At 62.2% G+C, this 19,645-nt stretch carries 9 protein-coding genes; all 9 read right to left on the reverse strand.

Annotated features, from left to right (window positions below):
• Position 1 precedes the first annotated feature (1 nt).
• The 9 genes from QQJ96_RS04895 to tagF all read right to left on the reverse strand — a co-directional run bounded on the left by QQJ96_RS04895 (position 2) and on the right by tagF (position 19,638).
• Positions 2-9,337: a filamentous hemagglutinin N-terminal domain-containing protein gene (locus QQJ96_RS04895; protein ID WP_284330844.1), complete on the reverse strand. Its 9,336-nt coding sequence runs from the start codon at positions 9,335-9,337 to the stop codon at positions 2-4.
• A 10-nt stretch (positions 9,338-9,347) separates the two neighbouring features.
• The gene (locus QQJ96_RS04900; protein WP_284330845.1) at positions 9,348-11,330 is read right to left on the reverse strand and encodes a ShlB/FhaC/HecB family hemolysin secretion/activation protein; all 1,983 of its coding nucleotides are present in this window, start codon (positions 11,328-11,330) and stop codon (positions 9,348-9,350) included.
• A gap of 530 nt (positions 11,331-11,860) precedes the next feature.
• Entirely contained in the window at positions 11,861-12,271 is a 411-nt protein-coding gene (locus tag QQJ96_RS04905; protein ID WP_345782684.1) for an STY0301 family protein, read from the reverse strand.
• Positions 12,272-12,283: 12 nt separating this feature from the next.
• Positions 12,284-12,676, reverse strand: coding sequence for a BPSL0067 family protein (locus tag QQJ96_RS04910; protein ID WP_284330847.1), 393 nt, complete (start codon positions 12,674-12,676; stop codon positions 12,284-12,286).
• 75 nt (positions 12,677-12,751) lie between these two features.
• A complete protein-coding gene (locus QQJ96_RS04915) occupies positions 12,752-13,165 on the reverse strand; it encodes an STY0301 family protein (protein WP_284330848.1) in 414 nt (137 codons plus the stop codon).
• Between the two features lie 237 nt (positions 13,166-13,402).
• Positions 13,403-13,726 carry a hypothetical protein gene (locus QQJ96_RS04920; protein ID WP_284330849.1) on the reverse strand — a complete coding sequence of 108 codons (324 nt, stop codon included), beginning with the start codon at positions 13,724-13,726 and terminating at the stop codon, positions 13,403-13,405.
• On the reverse strand, positions 13,723-17,361 hold the full coding sequence (locus QQJ96_RS04925) for a bifunctional serine/threonine-protein kinase/formylglycine-generating enzyme family protein (RefSeq protein WP_284330850.1): 3,639 nt from the start codon (positions 17,359-17,361) through the stop codon (positions 13,723-13,725). Before QQJ96_RS04925 ends, QQJ96_RS04920 begins: the two co-directional genes overlap by 4 nt.
• A gap of 1 nt (position 17,362) precedes the next feature.
• A complete protein-coding gene (locus tag QQJ96_RS04930; protein WP_284330851.1) occupies positions 17,363-18,073 on the reverse strand; it encodes a PP2C family protein-serine/threonine phosphatase in 711 nt (236 codons plus the stop codon).
• Positions 18,070-19,638: a type VI secretion system-associated protein TagF gene (gene tagF, locus QQJ96_RS04935; protein ID WP_284330852.1), complete on the reverse strand. Its 1,569-nt coding sequence runs from the start codon at positions 19,636-19,638 to the stop codon at positions 18,070-18,072. The genes QQJ96_RS04930 and tagF overlap by 4 nt, the downstream gene beginning before the upstream one ends.
• Positions 19,639-19,645 lie beyond the last annotated feature (7 nt).

A 19,645-nucleotide genomic window follows, 5' to 3' on the forward strand; every position in this document is an offset into this window, starting at 1 on the left:
TTCACTCATCCGGACAATCTGTACCGCCACCGCCAGCTTGGCAGCCTCGCTGGTCCTGCGGCAACAGAATGCCTGTGGGTACGATACCGAACGAACGGTAGTTCGCCGTAATCACGCTGGCGTCGATATACGAATCCAGGTGGTTGTTGACGTTCTGCGCACGGCTTGAGAACAGCGAGGTGGGAATGTTCACGCTGTCGCCGACGATCGGCAGGATCGAGCCGACCCTATCCACCGCATAGAAATACGCTGGCGGAGTACCGACCAGATTTACGTACTGCGTGGTGGTGCCCAATACGTAGATCGGACTGGCCTGGGTACCGATCGCGCCGGTCGAAGACCAGGAACCGGTGCCATCGTAGGTCCAGGTGTGATCGGCGTCATACAGGCTGCCGTGGGACACCGCGATCGATACCGGCGAGGTGCCCGCATCTACTGCGTAGCTGCTGCCGTTGACGGAGCCCAAGGCAAGCGTTTGATCGTTTGCGAAGCTGAAGCCGGCCAGCGAGCGGAAATCGCCCAGCGTGTCCACTTTGTTCAAGCCGGTAAGCGTGGTACCGCCGTCGACATTGCCGCTGAGCGTGTCGGCAGTAATGCTGCCGCTGCCACCTTCACTGAGCGCGCCTGACGAGTTGAGGTTCATGGCTGAACCGCTTACTGCGCCATCCAACGCGAGGCTACCGCCGGTGGTGGTCAGCGCAAGACTGCTGCCGCCGTTGACTGGACCCACCACGGTCAAGGCTCGAGCATCGCTAAGGCTGAAGCCATTGGCCGTAAAGCTTCCGAGTGTGGCGACCTGGTTGTAACCATTGAGTGTGGTCGCACCCGCGGAGCCGCCGGTGAGCGTATCGGCATTGACGCCAGCGCCACCTTCGGTGATCGCACCCGCCGAGTACAGCGCGACGTTGCTGCCCGTCACTGTACTGTTGAGTGTGATGTTGCCGGTAGTGGTGGTCAGTGTGGTATTGCCGCCGCCATTCACTGACCCGTTGACGGTCAGCGACTGCCCATCCTTGAAACTGAAACCGTTCGCGCTGAAGTTGCCCAGAGTGCCCACCTGGTTGTTACCGGTGAGGACAGCAGCACCTGCCGCGCTGCCACTAAGCAAACCGGCGGTGATGCTGCCGCTTTCATTGATGCCACCGGCAGAATGCAAGGCCGTATTGGTGCCGCTGATCGAACCGTTGATGGTGATGCCACCGCCACTGCTGGTCAGTGATGCGCTGGCGCCGCCGTTGACTGCCCCGCTTACCGTCAACGCCTGCCCATCGATGAGGCTGAAATTGGCCGCGCTGAAGTTGCCCAGCGTGCCAATCTGGTTGGTGCCATTGAAGGTGACGACGCCACCTGCACTGCCGGTCAAGGTGCTGGCCGTCACGCTACCGCTGCCGCCCTCGTTGATCGCGCCTGCGGCGGACAGCGCCGTGTTGATGCCGCTCACGCTGCCATTCAGCGTAAGATCGCCGCTGCTTACGGCCAACGCAACGCTGTTGTTGCCATTCAACGGGCCACTTACCGTCAGACTTTGGCCATTGCTCAAGCTGAAGCCGTTGGCGCTGAAACCGCCTAGGGTACCGATTGAATTGCTGCCATTGAGTGCGGTAGCGCCGCTGGAAGATCCAGTGAGGCTGCCGGCTGCGATACCGCCCGCGCTGGTGATGCTTCCCTGCGAGCTGTTCAAGGTAAGCGTGCCGCTGGCGTTGATGGTGTTACTTGAGTTGATGCCTTTGAGACCCGTAAGCGAGATATTGCCACCGCTGATCGCACCACCGGTCGACAGCGTGCCGCCATTGGAGGCGAGCGAAATATCACCGCTGCCTGCGCTGATGCCGTAAGCGGTGAGCGTGCCGGTGGCAGTGAGATTGACACCACCATTGGCGTTGTCGGTAAGCGATGCAACGGTGAGGTCGCCTGCGTCATTCAGCGACACGCCCGCGCCGATCGCCGTAACCGCACCGGTGAACACATTGCCACTGTCGGTAAGCGTTACCGAGCCATTGCCGCTGTTCAGCGTGGTAGTTCCGGCTACCGAAAGCGCGCCGGTCTGACTGATCGCGCCGCCATTGCTGGTCGCCGCCAGGTTGCCGCCGACGCTGCCGCCGCCAAGATTCAGGTTGCCAATGCTCGTTGCGGTCAGGTCGCCGGTGTTCAGCGTACCCAGGCTCAACGCGGCAGCATCCGTGATCTGCGTAGCGCCACCGACGAGGTTGACGGCGCCTCCGAAGGTGTTGCCGGTGTTGTTCAGCGTGATTGCCCCGGTACCGGCGTTGAGCGTGCTATTGCCGCTGACCGACAACGCCCCGCTCTCGCCGATGGCGCCGCCATTGCTGGTCGCCGCCAGATCGCCGCTGACCGAGCCGCTGCCCAGATTCAGATCGCCCTGGCTGTTCACCGTCAGCGCCCCTGTGTGCACCGCACCCAGCGTGAGCGCCGAACCTTGACTGATTTGCGCAGCACCACCGGTCAACGCCACGGCGCCGGCAAAGTTGTTGCCGCCGTTGGTCAGCGTGATCGCATTGCTGCCGGCGTTGAATGAGCTATTGCCGGTGACGGTGAATGCACCGGTCTGGGTGATCGCGCCACCCGTCGTGGTGATGGCCAGGCCGCCGCTGCCGATCGTCAACGCGTTGCCGCTGAAGGTGTTGCTGGTGCTGTTCAAGCCGCTGAGATTTGCCGCACCGCCCAGCGTGACGTTGCCTCCCGTGTTGAGCGTCAGCGCATGCGTGCCATTGATGCTGGAAGCGAAATCGATATCGCCGTTGCCCGTACTGTGCAACGTGGCATCGCTCCCCAGGGTGACCGCGCCGTTATAGGCTTGCCCACCACCGGTGGTTTCGTTGCCGCTGATAGTGATGCCGTTCGCGGTGACGCTCAGCGTGCCGCCTACCGAAGTACCCGGCAAACCCAAACCCGCGTTGGGGTAATCCAGCGCAAGGTTGCCGTTGATGCTGGCAGGCAGCGACAGGGCGCTGCTTGAGGTGGCATAGGCGTCCGCAAACGAGAGATTCCTGATCTGCGCACCGGCGAAGCTCACCGTGTTCTTGAACTGGTTACCGGTGTTGGCGAGCAGCACATCCTGCCCGCTGCCGTTCTGCGTAATGCTTGCCGCGCCATTGACCGTGAGCACGCCGCTTTGGGTGATCAAGCCATTGCCTGCTGCCGTGAGCGCACCGCCCACCGTGCCGCTGCCCAGGTTCAAGCCAGCGCCACTGGTCGCGGTCAGGGCACCGGTGTTGAGCGTGCCAAGCGTGAGCTGCGCCGCGCCATTGGTAATCTGCGTAGTACCGCCGGTTAGCGTCACCGCACCGCCGAAGTGGTTGGCAGCGGTCAGCGTTATGCTATTGCTGCCGGCGCTGATACCGCTTGTACCGGTCACCGCCAGCGCGCCCGACTGCGTGATAGCGCCGCCACTGTTTGCGCTAAGCACGCCATTGACCGTACCACTGCCAAGGTTCAGGGCAGCTTGGCTGGTAACGGTCAGCGCTCCGGTGTTCAAACTGCCCAAGGTCAACGCAGAGTTCTGGCTGATCGTAGTCGTGCCGCCGGTCAACGACACCGCTCCGGCAAAACTGTTGCCGGGATTGGTCAGCGTTATGCTATTGCTGCCGGCATTGAAGGCGCTGGTCCCGGCCACGATGAAGGCGCCGGTCTGCGTGATCGTACCGTTCGTCGTGGTGATCGACAGACCGTTGCTGCCGATCGTCAACGCGTTGCCGCTGAAGGTACTGCTGGTGCTGGTCAGGCCGCCGAGCTGCGTGGTGCCACCGACCGTTGCCGCGCCCCCTGTGAGTAGCGTGAGCGTGTTGGCGGGGCCAGTCACGTTGGAAACAAAGTCTATCGCGCCGCCACCCGTGCTCTGCAGGGTGGCATTCGTGTTCAACGTCACCGCGCTGTGGTAGGTCTGGCCACCGCCAGTCGCTTCATTACCGTTGATGTGGATGCCGTTCGCAGCGGTAACGTCCAGCGAGCCGCCCACGGCCGTAGCCGGCAGGGTAAGTCCGCTGCTGGCGGCGTAGTTCAGCGTGAGATTGCCGCTGATGCTGGCCGGCAAACCGGGCGCGTTCGAGGTGAGATCCGTGTTGGTGAGCGAGAGATTCCTGATACCGGTACCGGCGATCGTCACCGTGTTCTGGAAATCGTTGCCTGCGTTGAGCAGGACGTCTGCCCCTGCGCCGTTCTGCGTGAAGCTAGCCGCACCGGTCACGGTCAATGCCCCACTCTGGCTGATCGTGCCAGTGTTGCTGACCGCTAGCGTACCGCTGATCGTGCCGGTGCCCAGGTTCAGCGCACTGCCGCTGGCGATCTGGGTATTGCCGCCGGTGAGATCCAAGGCGCCGATGAAACTGTTGCTGGTGTTGTTCAGCGTAAGGGCGCTAGACCCCGCGTCGAAGGTGCTGGTGCCGGTCACGGAAAGCGCGCCGCCCTGCGTGATCCCCGCGTGGCTAGTTGCACTCAGGCTGCCGCCAACCTGGATTGTCGGTAACGCCAGCGCTGCAGTGGTGTAATCCAGCGTCAGGTTGCCGGTGATGCTGGCGGGCAAAGTCAGCGTGCCGGGCGTGGCGTCCGTATTGGTCAGCGACAGGTTGTGGATCTGCGCGTTGGTACCCGTGGCGGCAAAGCTGACGGTGTTTTTGAAATCGTTGCTGGTGTTGCCCAGAACGATGTCCTGCCCGCTTCCGGCAGTGGCATTGGTCTGCGTGAAGCTGGCCGCGCCGGTCACGCTCAGCGCACCACTCTGGCTCACCGCACCATTATTGCTGACCGCAAGCGTACCGCTGATGGTGCTGGTGCCCAGGTTCAATGCGCTGCCGCTGGTGATCTGCGTGTTGCCGCCGGTTAGGTCCACCGCCCCGGTGAAGCTGTTGGTGGCGCTGTTCAAGGTAATGGCATTGCTGCCCGCATTGAAGCTGGCCGTGCTGGCGCCGGAAGCCTGCACGATACGCCCGCCCGATTGCACGATGCCGGCACCGATAAGGTTCAGTGCACCGCTGCCCACGTTGACGTTGCCCAGCGTGAGCAGGCCGCCATTGGTAAGCGAAACATTGTTGGAGCCACTGTTGGCAAGCGACACCGCGCCGGTGAACGCATTGCTGCCATTGGTCAAGGTGATGGCGTTGCCACCGGCATTGAAGATGCTGGCACCCGCCACCGTGAACGCGCCGCCTTGCGTGATATCACCACCGGTGGTGGTGATGGACAGGCCGCCGGCGCCGATCTTGAGCGTGCTGCTATCGCTGAACGTGCTGCTTTGGGTGGTCAGTCCGCCGAGGGCGCCGTTGGTGGCGCTCGAACCTACGGCGGCGCCGAAGTTCACAGCACCGCCGGGTGCGTCAGCAATCAGCAGTTCAGGCGTGATCGTATTGTTGTCAACCGTATTGGAGAAAACGACACTGCCACCGGTGCTGTCAAGCGTTGCATTGCTGGCCAGGGTCACTGGACCGGTAAATGTTTGCCAGCCGCTGGTAGTGACATTGCCTTGCAGCAGGGTGCTGCCGGTTACCGCCAAGCCCGATAAAGAGGAACTTCCGCCGAGCGTGGCGTTGCCATTGAGGGTGACACCACTACTGGCGCTGCCTCCATCCGCACCATTGCCGAACGTGATGCTCGTAGCGGTAAGGCTGGTAACGGAGCCGCCCAGGGTGGCCAGTCCGGCATAGCTTTGGGCGCCACTCGTAGTAACGTTGCCATTGAGCGTGCTGGTGCCGCTGACACTCAGCGTAGACAGATGCTCCGTGCCGGTGCTGTTGAGCACGACATTGCCGGTGATGGTCAGGCTCTGGCTGGATTGGTTGATCGCGCTGTTCACCGTCACCGTGCTTCCGGTCAAGACGGTGCTGGAATTGCCAAGGGCCAACACCCCGGTATAACTCTGCGTGCCTGAGGTAGTGACGTTGCCACCCAGCGTGATCCCGGTGCTGCCGCTGCCATGAGCAGTCAGCGAAGCCAATGACGCGAGGCTGCCAACCGCGCCACCGAAAGAAACCGAGTTGTTCGAACTGGTGACACCCAGGCTGTAATTACCGTCCACGGTGGAACCGAAGCTGATTGCCCCACCCGATCCAGTGCTGTTAAGCGTGGAACTGCCGGCCAGTGTCACTGCACCCGTGTAGGTTTGCGCCCCGGTACTGCTGACCGCACCGGCTAGCTGTGTCGTACCGCTGACCGACAATCCGGAAAGCGCTGACGAGGTGCCGCCGAGACCAGCATTGCCGGTAATGGTCAGCGAATGATTGACACCGCTGACACCCGCGTTCAAGTTGACGGTGCTGCCCTGCAGCGTGGTCGACCGGCCCAGCGTCACCTGGCCGTTGTAGGTCTGGATGCCCGTCGTGGCAATGCTATGGACAGCGCTGGTCAACGTAACGCCACCAGTACCCACGGACAGCGAGGTCAAGTTGGCGGAAGCGCCGACGTTCTGGTCGAACTCGGTCGTACCTGTGGTGCTGACGGTAAGGTTATGCCCACCATCCACGGTGTTCTGGAAGACCACGCCACTGCCGCTGGAATCGGTCAGCGTGGCATCAGCCATGAGCGTGACAGGGCCCTGGTAGGTCTGCGTGCCACCTGAACTGACGTTTTGGGTCAGGCGGATCGCATTCGAACTGATCGCAAAAGCACCTCCCGCCGCCACCGTACCCAAAGTCAGCGTATTACCGCCATTGTTGAGGCTTACGTCGTTGGCCCCGCTATTGCTGACGTTGACCAGGCCAGTAAAGTTATTGCCATTGCCGAACGTGATCGCGCCAGTGCCGCCGTTGAGCGTTACCGCGCCAGCGCCGGCCGCCTGTGCAACCGAGGTGAAGCCCGCCTGGGCCAGGCCCGTACCGCTGACGGCGAATGTGCCAGTGCCCACTAATACGTTGTCAAGGGTGAGCGAATTGGCACCATTGTTGACGCTGACGTTGTTGGCACCGCTGTTATTGAGCCCCACCGAACCGGTGAAGTCGTTGCCGGCGTTGGCAAGGGTAATGACGCCCGCACCCGCGTTGAATGTGGCCGTGCCGGCACCTGCGGCCTGCGTGATCGATGTACCACTGGCCTGCGTAATACCGGTACCACTTATGGCCAGCGTGCCAGTGCCGACGGCAACATTGCCCAGTTGCAACGCGTTGCCGTTGTTGCTGAGTGCAACGTTGTTATTGCCGTTGTTGCTCAACGCCACCGGACCGGCGAAATTGTTACCCGTATTGGTGAGCGTGATAATCCCTGCGCCGGCATTGAACGAGGCAGGCCCCGCATTGGTTGTGATCGACGTGCCGCTTACCTGCGTAATGCCAACGCCCGACAACGTTAGCGCTCCTGCACCAGTTGCAACGTTATTCAATAGCAGCGCATTCGTGCCATTGCTGAGCGTAACGGCGTTGCTGCTGGTGTCGCTCAATTGCACCCAGCCATTGAAATTGTTGTTGGAATTGGCGGCCAAAATCGCCCCATTTCCCACCAACAAGGTATTGCCGGCAGTCAACGCACCCTGCGCCGTAATGCCGGAATTGGTGACGATGGCCAGCGTGCCGTTCGAAAAGGTGCCAGTGGTATCGATGCTGGAGGCAGCATCGATGGAAACGTTACCGCCCGCTTCAATGTCGACATAACCGCCGCTAGTAGTGATGGCGGCGCCGTTCAATTGCACCACGCAGGCGGTACTGGAGGCGCAACTGCTGGCACGGCTGTAAGTCGTACCGGCTGCTGCGCCGCTGTAATCGGCCCACAGCTTGACGTTCAAGGCATCAAAGCCGTCGCTTGAGATACTATTGTTGACCAGGATGCTGCCGGCCGCTTCCAGATACAGCGACCCACCGCCGTTGGCCGCAATCGGCGCGGATACGGTGATGTCGCCATTCTGTGTACCGCTGCTGCCGGTGAACACGAACACATTGGTACCACCAGTCAACGCGTTGTTGATCACGTTGTTGCCGATGACCGAAGAATTACCACTGGCGGTGTATGTGCTGCCGGACGTCGTGATGCCGCTGGTGGTGGACCCGCTGTTGATCGTTACGTCATAGGGATCGAGCAGCCAGGTACCCGCCTTGCCGCGCGCAGCCGAGGCGTCCACGCTGCCCTGCGCGTTCAGCCCGTAATGCGAGGAAGTTTCGACCAGGCCGCCGTTGCCACCCAGCGCACCACCGCGCGCACTGATGCTGCCGTAGAAATTATTGACCTGGTTGCCCCATACGACGACGGAGCCGCCATTGCCGGTCTGGGTGGCATCGGCTTTCAACGCCGCGGTAGGTGCCACATAGGTGGCATTGGCGGTCTGCAACCCTTCCCCGCCCTGATAGCCGCCGCCCACGCGAATATTGCCGCCACCCTGAATGCCGGACGCATCGATGCTGCCGGTCACGCCCACGTTCTGGTCCGACAGCACCTGCACGCTGCCGCCTTGGGTACCGGAGACGTCGATAGTGCCGCTGGTCACGGCGTTGCCGCCGCTGGCGATCAACTGTACCTTGCCACCGTTGGTGCTGATGCCGCCGGCGCTGATCACGCCGGTGTTGTTCACCAGATCGGTAAACAGTTCCTTCGCCGCCGAAGCCTGCAGTACCACCGTGCCGTCATCGGCCTTCAAGCTGCCCTTGTTGGCGACCGCGGCTTCATCTTTATTGAGGCGTTTTTGCAGATCGCCGGTGATCTGCACGTTGATCAAGCCGTCGCCGTCGAAGTCCAGTACGGCGCGATCGGCGCCGTCGAGATTGATGTGACCGTAGTTGGCGATAATCAGGCCGTCGTTGGCTACCTGCCCGCCGACCAGGCTTACCGAACCGCCGCTGGCGGCCTCGATGGTGCCGTGGTTGACAACACCGGCACTGCCGCCGTGCGCATCCAGGTTGAAATGGTTGGCCAGAAAATCGCTCGGCGTGAGGTCCAGCGTGCTCGCCACCAGGCCGCCGACATTAACCTGCGCATTGCGGCCAAAGATGATGCCGTGCGTGTTGATCAGGAAGATCTGGCCATTGGCGTTGACGTGGCCGAAGATCTGGCTGGCGTTCTGGTCGAGAATGCGGTTGAGCGCCACCGAGGTGAACGAAGGCTGCTTGAATATCACCGAGGCGTTCGAACCGACGTTGAACGTCTGCCAGTTCAGGGCCAGCATCTGCGAATTCTGCACCACGGTGGTGTTGGCGCCGCTCTGCGCAATGGAGCCACTACCGCCCACGATCGAACCGCCCGTGGGCGTGGTATTCGCCGCCACGTGGCCGCCTGCCCATGCGTCACCGCCACAGGCGAAGAGACCCAGCAAGGACACCAGGCTGGCCGGCAGCAACTTGCGTCGCAGGGCCGGCAATCCATTCGAGGGGGACGACGCGTGCTGCTGCTTGCGAATGCTGTTGCTCATGACTGTCTCCTTAGAACGTCAAGCCCATACGTCCGTATACGTGGTAACCGTGGCGGTCCGTTGCCTGCTGGCTGCCCAGCGGTATCGCGCCGTCCAGGTGAAACTCGAAATGGTGGAATTGCGGAATGCGGAAGATGAAGCCCGCGCCGAAGCCGCTGAAAGTCAACGGCGGCGTGCTGCTGCTGTGGTTCGCGCCCGCGGTAAAGCCGCGTGCGTAGTCGAGGAAGGTCTCCAGTTCCAGCACTTCGCGCCAAGGCCGCGCATAGAACGGCGACGGCTTGTTGCCGAAGCCCGGTGCATCCACGTGGTATTCCAGCGAGGTGTAATAGCCGCGGTCGGTCAGGCCGTCGGCGATCGGATACGAACGCACGCTGTCCGGGCCGCCGATGACGAACTGTTCCATCGGCACCAGCGCATCGGGCGTCCACTGGCCATTGAGCTTGAAGTAGAGGCGCTGCGATTGGGTCAGGAACTGCAGGCGCGTGTACGACACCTTCGCCAGGGTGAAATCATGCGCATGGTTGGGGCTGACCAGGTCCGGCTCATGCGACTGGTCCGTCAGCGATTTGCGCACATTGACCTGCAACAGATCGACGCCATGGAAACGGCGATCGGTGTGGTTCATGGCATAGCCAAGATCCAGCACGTTGAACTTCTCGTCCGACAGCTCCATGCCTTGCGTGCTGAGCCTGGACTGCTCGCGCATCACATGCAGGCTGGCCTGCATCTTCATGTCGTCGGTGTTGATGAACTTCCAGTCGCTGCCGATGAAATGCGTAGTGGTCGGGCCGCGCACCTTCAATGCGCCCAAGCCATCGGAGCTGATCTGCAATTGGCTGCGCGTATAGCCTGCCGTCATGCCCAGCCCGGGTACCACCACCAGCGGCACGTTGTAGATCAGCGAACCGTAGGCGTTCTGGTTCGGGTCAAGTGAGTAGTCCACATTGGCGGACAAGCTGTCGCCGATACCCAGCGGGCTGTTCCAGGTCACACCCGCCAACGCGCGATAGCGGCCGGTAAGTGACGTGCCGTAATTGTCTGCGCCGGTGGTAAAGGTAAAGGGGCTCTTCGCCTCGTGCGCCACCATGATCAGATCGGTGTCGCCGGTCTGGCGGCCCGGCTGGAAGGTGGAGGTCACGGTCACACCGGGCAGATCACGCACATACAACAATGCGGAGTCCACCGTGTCCTTTTGCAGCGGCTTGTTCTTCAATTGCTGCGCAGGAGCCGCGATAACGCTGGCGTAGTAGCGTTTGTTGCCCTTGACGACAATACGCCCGACCTGACCTTCCAGAATCTGGATCTCAACGACCTGGTCGTTGCCGATGGTCTGTGCCGGCAGGAAGGCGTCGGCCACGATGAAGCCAGCCTTGCGGTAGCGATCGGTGATCTTGTCGGCCACCCCTTGCATCTGGGCGAAACTGAGCATCACCGGCTGGCCGGCACTGCCACCCAGCTTGCGATATTCCTCGCTGACCAGCGCATGGATGCTGTCATAGGTAATACCGGCATCCGGATGATCGCCAACGCCGTCGATGCGGAAGCCGCGCACGGCGATCTTCTGCCCGGCGGCGCTGCCGCTTTCGCGCTCCTTCACCGGAGGCACCACGCCTGCTGCGCTGGGCGCAGAGGCCAAGGAAGCACTACCCTCGCCACCCGCCGCCACCGCGCTGGCAGCCTCCTGGGCATTTGCAGGAGCGGACTTCGCCCCTGCGCCAAAGCTGTAAGCGGCGAACTGGTCGGCCAGATAGGCGTGCGCTTCGGGATAGCCCGCCTTATGCAAAGCCGCGGTAATCCGCTGGGCTAGCGCTTGCAGCTGCGCATGGTCCAGCGCACCTGTTCCCGCCGCCTTCTGGTATTCCCCGTCAATGATCTTCTGGATCTCCGGCGCCGAAGCCGGTACCCCGCTAATCAGGATCTGGCCCGGCTGGGATTGAGTGCCTTGCCCCCATGCCGAACTGCTACCCAATGCCAAAGCCAATGCTGCTGCCATGCATGCAATCCGCACGATACTTGTCCTCTGAATCGAAACGCGGTGGTGCTTGTGGGTGGAGGAGCGCCCCATGCGCTCCCCTTGCAACGAATTTAAAAAACCTAAAAACCCCTGCTGCCGGTGCGCAAGCTTTTGCGAACGCCAATCACCATGACTTAAGTCCAAGGTGCGATACGAGCGCGTCCCGCAATGCTCACAAACCCTATGCTTCGCCGCGCATTAAACCTGCTCTCGGCTTCGCCGATATGACATGCGTGGCTTCAATTGGAAACCCTGATCCCCCTGCCGCATCTCGCCTGAACCTCGGGGAGCGCAGCCGGAACGCATATAATGCCTCCACTCCATACCTCGTTCCAAGTCAAAATAATGATGCCTGGAACGTGGTGGCGGCACTACTCTTGCATCATCAGGCCCCTTCCATGCAGGGTTACCTGTCGGGGAACAGGCCGAGGGCAATCCCGGCATGCGGAAGCCGCCTATAAACCTCATTCGGCACCCACACCCTCAACCACCTGTCATAGAAATCATGGCTACTCGCAGCGGGCTGCGATCAGACCGGATTTCTCGCCCTTGCGTGGCGAACCGTAAAGCGCCTCGCAACGCGTAACTCCCTGCGGCACGGGCATGGCTGTGAACAATGATGTGCCGGTGTAGAAGCACGCCGCCCACATTTTTTCCGTGGCGTCGAATGTCCACACATCCTTGGAGCGACCTTGCCTTTCATCCGTCGTTTCCGGCACGGAAGATTGCAAATCCGAGGGATTTCCGCGGTATAGCCCCACATGATCCAATACGTGCGGCTCCGGCGACTCGACAATTTGCCAACCGGATGGCGCCGCCGCCGTGCTTTTCACCATCAGCGTAGCGGGACACTCGATTTGAAAGCTGCCAGCAGAGGCAGCCACGGGGGTTAGCAGCGCCAAGACTAGTGCGCATCTCATGGTTTGTTGCCCTTACTCGATCACGTAGAAGGTATCGCCGTCATCGCTACGCTTCGTTCCCGCCTTGGGATGGAAGCGTATAACCCTCTTCTTTACCTCGCCTTGACTGTCCCACTGGTCGAGCACCTCGATCCCCTTGTCGGTCGTGCCAAGATAGATGGCCGCATGCTTACCCAAAGCGTCAGTGGGGTATTTGCCGTGCTCGTCGAACGTCGCTATCGCGGTGCCGGGAGCCAATTCACCCGGCTTGAGGGATTTCACCAGCCGCCCGCGAACCCATTTAGGCGTTTCAGGCGCTCCGGTGGCCTGCCTGACGAACTCAACGCATTCCGTGTTTCCTTTCGCGTTGACGAATTTTCCCTTGCCGTATACGGAATTCTGGTCGATCTGAAGCGTGTATGGCACGTCCTGTCTCCTCCATGGAATCTTGTGCGGTCGGTCATTGCGCTTGCGCGCATGAAGCATGAAATAGCAAGCTGCCTATTCGCAGCGAGCGGCGATAACACCTACCCGAGTATGAGCGCCAACCGTGCGATATCGGACTTCGCATCGCGTGACATTTTGGCCAACCGGCCTTACCAGGAACAGGCTGGTACCGGTATACGCGCAGGCAGCCCAGACTTGTTGCGGCAAAGGAGCGTGAAACACCCAGGTATCGCGGGATTCGCCCGGCTTGTTTACGGTACCCAGAGGCGCAGGCACGAGCTTGGATGGCGTGCCCAATTGAAAGCTTACGCGTTCCAGCACATGGGGTTCAGGGCTTTGGAAAACTTGTGCTCCTGACGGCGCCGACGCCGAGTCTTTCACCTCAAGCGAGGCTGGACATTCCAGCTTTTGTTCAGCGCCTTGCGCCATGGCCGGAACCAGCAACACCAGCGCCAGAAGAAATTTCATCGCCTACCCCTTGGCAAACAGCCCGAACGGAACGGGCGCGTCATCGTGAATCCGCATTGGCCGGGTTGCCGACATCAATGGGATATTCCTTACACAAAGTGTGGCAGTCTCCTCACTCTTCCGCAATACGCCAGCGCGCGACGGAGCACACGCTTTGGATTGCCAAGCACCGCACGGTGTCATGGAGCCATATTCAGCTGGCCCATCATGACAACCCCGGCATTTGGAACTACGGTTTCAACCCGCTTTGGACAGCCAATACCACAAACCGGCGCACAGCAGGACGCCAGCCACCAGTAGTGGCAGCATCCATTTCCACATCGGCAGACGCGACGAAAACACGTCGCGTAACACATCGTCACCCACCATAGGCACAGCTGCCTGTGGCGGCGGCGCCGATCGCACGATGGCATTGCGCGCGGTAACCACATGGCTGTCGCGCAATGCACCTAGCAAATGCCGTCGGCGGGAGCGGTATTCCTCGCGTGTGAGCCGGCCAAGGCGATGGGCTTCGTCGAGGGCGCGCAGGCTATGGTTGACGTGCCGTTCCCGTTCGCTCATTTCAGTTCTCTCAACACGCGGAATCCCACGTCTTTTTGCGCAGCGCCGGTATCGTCGCGGCGAGCGTTCACCGTGCAGTCGGACCAGTAACTGTTATAGCTGCCGCCGCGCACACTCACGCCGCCGCCATTGGTGACCCATTCCCACACGTTGCCGGTCATGTTCACCAGGCCCCAGGGATTGGCTTCGCGCCCGCGCGAGGAAATGGGCGCGCCGGTGTTGTCATCACCATTGCCTGCGGTGGGCGGAATGCAGTTGCTGTCGGAGGCTTGTGACCAACTGCCGCCGCCTTTCGCCGCGTGGGTCCACTCGGCATCCGTCGGCAGCCGGTAGACATAGCCGCCGCTGGCGGAAGACAACCACGCCACATAGGCCTTGGCTTGGGCCAGGCTGATGTTGGCGATCGGCAGGCCGCCGGAATCGGGATCGTCGCCCGTCTTGGCCGAGCACTGCCCGGTAGTGGTGCAGTAGCGGTTGAATTCCGCCACGGTGATTTCCGCTCGTGACAAAGCGTAGGGCTTGCCTCCGGAAATACCCGGTATGACTACCAGCGAAGGGCCGCGGCGCTGACCTAGCGTGTCATAGCAAACCTTGCCCTTGCCGATCAGGTCGGCCTGGTTGCAGGGGTCGCTGCTGGGGGCGGCGGGAGTCGTCGTTGTCGCGACATTTGCCGATGCGGACGCGCTATTGCCGGCCGTCGCGGTTTTGCCGTTGGCCCCAGCTTTTACCGCAGGCGTGCCCGGAGTCGCAGTGGATGGGTTACTGGCACCGGGCTGGGTGGCAATATTTGGCGCAGGCGTGGCTGGAAGTGTCGTTGCGGCGGCTTCGCTTGGCTTCATGCTGTCGAGCAGATCAGACAGCGTCGCTTGCAGTTGGCCGCGTTGCTTCAGGTCCGACTCCAGTTGCTTCAAGCCATCCGGATCGGTCTTGCGAGCGTCGGCAAGCTGTTTTTGCATGCGGTCGAAGTCGGCAGCGCTTACCGGCTTGCCGCGTGCGTTCATCACGGCGGCGAGCAAGTCATAGCGCGCCTTCGCCTTGCGCAATTCAGGACGATTGCCAAGCGACTTCAGGCCCCTGGCCAGCAACTCGGATGCGCTCTGGTAACGCCCGCGTTGCACAGCGGTATCCGCTTGGGCGAGATAGGCGGCTGCCAGCAATTGCGGCCCATCCTGGGCCAGGAACGGATTGTCCGGTTGCAAGGCGCGAATGCGCGCCAGCGATTCTTCCGCCTTGCCGATGTCGTTGGCGGCGGCGGCGCGCTTGACCGACTCGATGCGCGAGGTGACTTCGGCTGCGATACTTTCCTGATTGAGCTGCGCCTCCTGCTGTTGCAACAGGGTGTCGAGGCGTGTGCGCTGCGCGCGCAGTGCGCTGGACTGTGGCTCGTATTGCAGGCCGAGATTGACCAGGTTGCTCGCCTGTTGCAGCTGCAGCGGGTCGGTCTGCGTTGCCGCCTGCGTGGCAATAACCGTGGCCAGATCGTTCACCAATTTGCGCGTGTCGGGCGAACTGTCGTTGTGCAGCGTGCTCATCGCGCTGGCAACTTCCTGCTGCCATTCCGAACTCATCGCCGGCTGAGCGATCAGTGCAGCCAGCGTCTTGCGTGCTTGCGGCAAATTCGCCGGTGGCGCGGCCTGTCCAGGCGCTGTCGCGGCAAGCGTCCCGTTGAGTGCCGCAAGCTGCGTTTCACGCTGTTTCAAGCGAGCCGAATCGGGAAACAGGCGCGTCGCCAACGCAAGATCGGACTTCGCTTCGTCCACACGGTTGGCGCTCAGGGCATGACCGATGGCAATGTCATATTTCAGCTCCAGCTCCGCATTCTTCAGCAAGGCGCTGCGTGGATCGATGGCGCGGATCTGCGCCAGGGTTTCCACCGCATTGTTGGGCTGGTTCTCGAATATCGCACCTGCGTCGATGCGCTGGGTGAGCTGGGTATCGAGCGAGTTAAGCAGGTCATTCTTTTGCTGTTCGATTGCGCTGCGCTTCGCGTCCAGGTTCGGCGAATACAGTTTCAGCTGGTCGCGCAATTGGAAAACATGCTGCGTGGCGGCGTAGTCGTAGTGGTTCTGCGCCGGATCCCAGTAAGTAACGATGCGGCTGAGTAGGTAGTTCTGGATTGTGTCGCCCTGGTCGAGCACGATGCGCTTGCGCTCGTCGTCGCCCAAGGTGTTCAAGGCCTGCGCGGCCTGGTCTTCATTGGCGTAGCGGTCGGGCGCCGTAGGCGCGAAGCGCGCGACGATCTGATCGACCTGGCGGGCGTGCAAGTAATGATTCAGGCCCCAACCCGCGCCAACCAATAGCACCAGCGCGCCGCCGCCATAGGCAAGCTGCGGGCCGATACGTTCGCGCAGGCTGATTTCGCGCAGGCCTTCGACCAGCTCGGCGGCAGTTTTCAGGCGCCGCTCGCCGTGGAACGCCACCGCATCGCACAGCGCCTTGTATTGCCGCTTGGTCAAGCCCGATACCGGCGGCGGCTTGCGGCCTTCGCGCTCCGCCACCTCCGCACTGTCCTTGTCGAACGGGTGCTTGCCCGTCAGCAGTTCGAAGGCGACGCAACCCAGCGCGTAGATGTCGTCGCTGGGGGTCGGTTCCTTGCCCTGGATCATTTCCAGGCTGGCATAGGCAGGCGTGAGCGCGCCAAGCGTACCGGCGTCGAATACGGTTTGTTCGCCCGACGCATCGCTTGCATGCTTACCTGCGCGCGCGATACCGAAATCGAACACCTTCGGCACGCCATCGCGCGTGACCATCACGTTGCCGGGTTTGAAATCCGAGTGCACCACGCCGGCGCTATGCGCACGCTTCAGCGCCCAGGCCATGCCTTCGATCAGCGTGCGCGCTTCCGATAGCGGCATGCCGTTGAAGCGTTCGCGGATCAGGGCCTTGAGGTCCTGGCCGTCGACGTACTCCATCGTCATGAAGACGATGGTGCCGTCCTTGTCGAAATCGAACACGCGCACGATGTTGTCGTGCGCCAGCAATTGCGAGCGACGCGCTTCGCGCTGCAGTGCGATCAGCGAGTCGGGGTGGCGGCGGAATTCGTCATTCAACACCTTCACGGCGACGTAGGGGTCGCGATCACGTGCTTCCACCTTGCGCTCGTCACGCGCCAGATAGACCACGCCCATGCCGCCGCGGCCGATTTCGCGCTCAAGCAGGAAGCGGCCCTTCAGCAGCATGCCAACGGTGGCGTATTCGCCAACCTCCGCTTGCGCGACGCGTGCCCAGGTGTCGCGGTTGGAACTGGAATTGCCGGTGTTATGGCCGGTGTTCTGGGTGATGACCGAAGGTCCCGAAGCCGGCTTCACCAGCGTGGCCTCGGCATCGCCCGACGCGGTGGCCAGGGCGGGCTTGACCTGCGTAACATCCGCTTCCATCGCCGCCGGAGGCTTGACCAGGGTGGCGTCGTTCGCACTTACGCCAAGCGGCTGCTGCACTGCGTGCAGCTTGGCGATCAGGGCGCGGGCGATGTCCGGCGCCAGCGTGCCCTCTTCGAGCATGCGCGTGAGCAGCGCAAGATCGTCACGATAGATTTCTTCGGGTTGCGGCCCGCGTTCGCCCAGCGCCTGGAACAATTCCGGCAATTTGCGCTGGCGCGCGTTGAAGTCGTCGATCAGTTCGGCTAGGAACGTCATATCAATCCTGCAGCCGCACGACCACGGCGGAAATGTTGTCGCGTCCGGCGCGGTTCAAGGACAGCTCGAACAGCCTGGCCAGCAATATCTGCGGATCGGCGTTGCTGCGGTATTCCTCGTCCAGTTCGTGGTCGGACAATTCCTTGTTGACGCCGTCGCTGCACAGCAGGAAGGACATGCCGGGACGGCTGCCGGTCACCACCCAATCCACGAACAGCTGTTCCTCCGCGCCAATGGCGCGCGTGAGCACGCCGGCACCGGCCGGCTGCGACTGGCCCAGTTGCGTGGCGTCGTTTTTTTCGCCGTGCACGTGATCGCGCGTGATCTGCCGCAGATGCCCATCCTCGAAACAGTAGCCGCGGCTGTCGCCCACCCAGCCGCACAACATGAAATCCTTGTCGTGCACCAGCACCACGACGGTGGAACCGATCACGTCGACATTGCGTTCGCGCGCCACGTTACGCAGGTCGGCATTCACTTGCGCCAGGCTATCCTCGATCGCTTCCACGAAATCGAATACGTCGCCCGGCCGCGGCAGCGCACGCAGGCGCTCGACGATCATGCCGCTGGCGTAATCGCCGGCGCTGTGCCCCCCCAGTCCATCAGCCACCACCCACATGCCAACGTCCTCGCGCACCAGGATCGCATCCTCGTTGTGCGCACGGACCTTGCCGGTGTCGGTATGGCCGACGGATTCGTAGCGTAGCGTCATGAAGTCACCTCGATCACGGCCAACGGCCAGCGGGCAGGCTCGCCTGCGAACCCGGCGGCGGCGGCGATGCGCGCACGCGCTTCGTCGCAGGAAGGCATGGCCAGCGCGCGCGCATAGACATCCGGGGCAAACTGCACCAGGCCCTGCGTCACCACGAGCAGCAGGCGATCGCCTTCTTCCACCGCGCACACCACCTCATCGCATAGCGGTTCGGTGGAGCCACCCAAACCGGACGCCACCGGTGCGGCGCGCGTGAACAGGAGATCGTCGAAATCTCCGCCGAGCGCATTGTCCTCTCCCGCTTCCGCGGCAGTGGCGAACAACGATTGCAGCGTACCCTTGCGCCAATGCCAGGCCGCGGCGGTACCGATGCGCAGTAGATTGGCCCAGCGCTGGGTGATGTGCACGGCGATCACCGAGCCATCTTCCGGTACCGGATTGATCAAGTCTTCACTGCGTTCGCGCAAGCGCGGATGCAGGGCCAGCAGGCGCTGGCTCAATACCTTCAGATCGCCGGCGAGGTCGTCCGCTCGCAGTTCGTTCGCGACCTGGTTAGCCGTAGCGGCGGCCTGCCGGCGGGCATCGGGCTCGCCTTCGTCGGCGGCAACCAGCGCCAACGCGATATCGCTACGATAAGTGGTGGTGGCGCCTTGGCTTGCCGAAGCTTGAGCGCCTTCTTCAGCGATTCCGGCAGCAACCGCCATCGACACCGAAGGCACCAGGTCGGCAAACAGTTCGCTCAAGTCATCCGGCAGCAGCTGGCGTGAGGGTGGCGATACGACCGACGCCGAGACAGAAACGTGTGGCGCATGCTGATGGCGGTGCGGCGCTTCGTCGAAAGTCCCTAGCGTCTGCCAACCCTCGCTGGCGTGCTGAGCATCGAGAAACCCCACATAACTGGAAGGCTCCGGCAAGCCGCGCGTAACCAAGGCGCAGGCGGGCACATGACCACCGCCCTGCGTCCACCACAGGCACCAGCCATCGCCGCTTTGATGGATGCGCGCCCACAATTTCTGGAGAAAATCGCCATCGGCATGCGTAGGCGGCAACGGCATGCGCCATTGCGCGGCATTCTGCCAGGCAACGTTTTCCACCCCATTGGCTACCGTTGGCGCGGGAGCCACGAGAGGCGTGTCGGCGAGTGCAAGCAGTTGCGAGTCGAACGCCTCCACACTGGTGGAAGGATCGGCCTGCGCGGCAACCTGTACCCGCTCGATGGCGGCGAACCACCTATCGCCATCGCGCAACACTTGGCCCGCTGTCGCCTGGTCATCCAGCGGCAGCGCGATAACCATGGGAAAACTGCGCCCCACACGGTCGCCGGCCGGCCCCATCACGCCGGCCCAGGCCGATGCCGTGCATACGCCTGGCGACAACAAAAAGCGCCATACCGGGCTGCTGCGATACGCATGCTGCCAGGCATGCCCCAAGGCCTGACGGCTGGCATCCACCGCGCGCTCGAAATGCTGGTCCCAGGTTTCCACGAAGGATGATGGCAGCCGCCGCTGCACAAAATCGCCCGCACTGGGAAGTTTGCCGAAAAATCCTGCCCCTGTCGGATTCATAACCCGC

Origin of the sequence: Dyella flagellata, from assembly GCF_030160275.1 — a bacterium.
GTDB classification, from domain to species: domain Bacteria; phylum Pseudomonadota; class Gammaproteobacteria; order Xanthomonadales; family Rhodanobacteraceae; genus Dyella_B; species Dyella_B flagellata.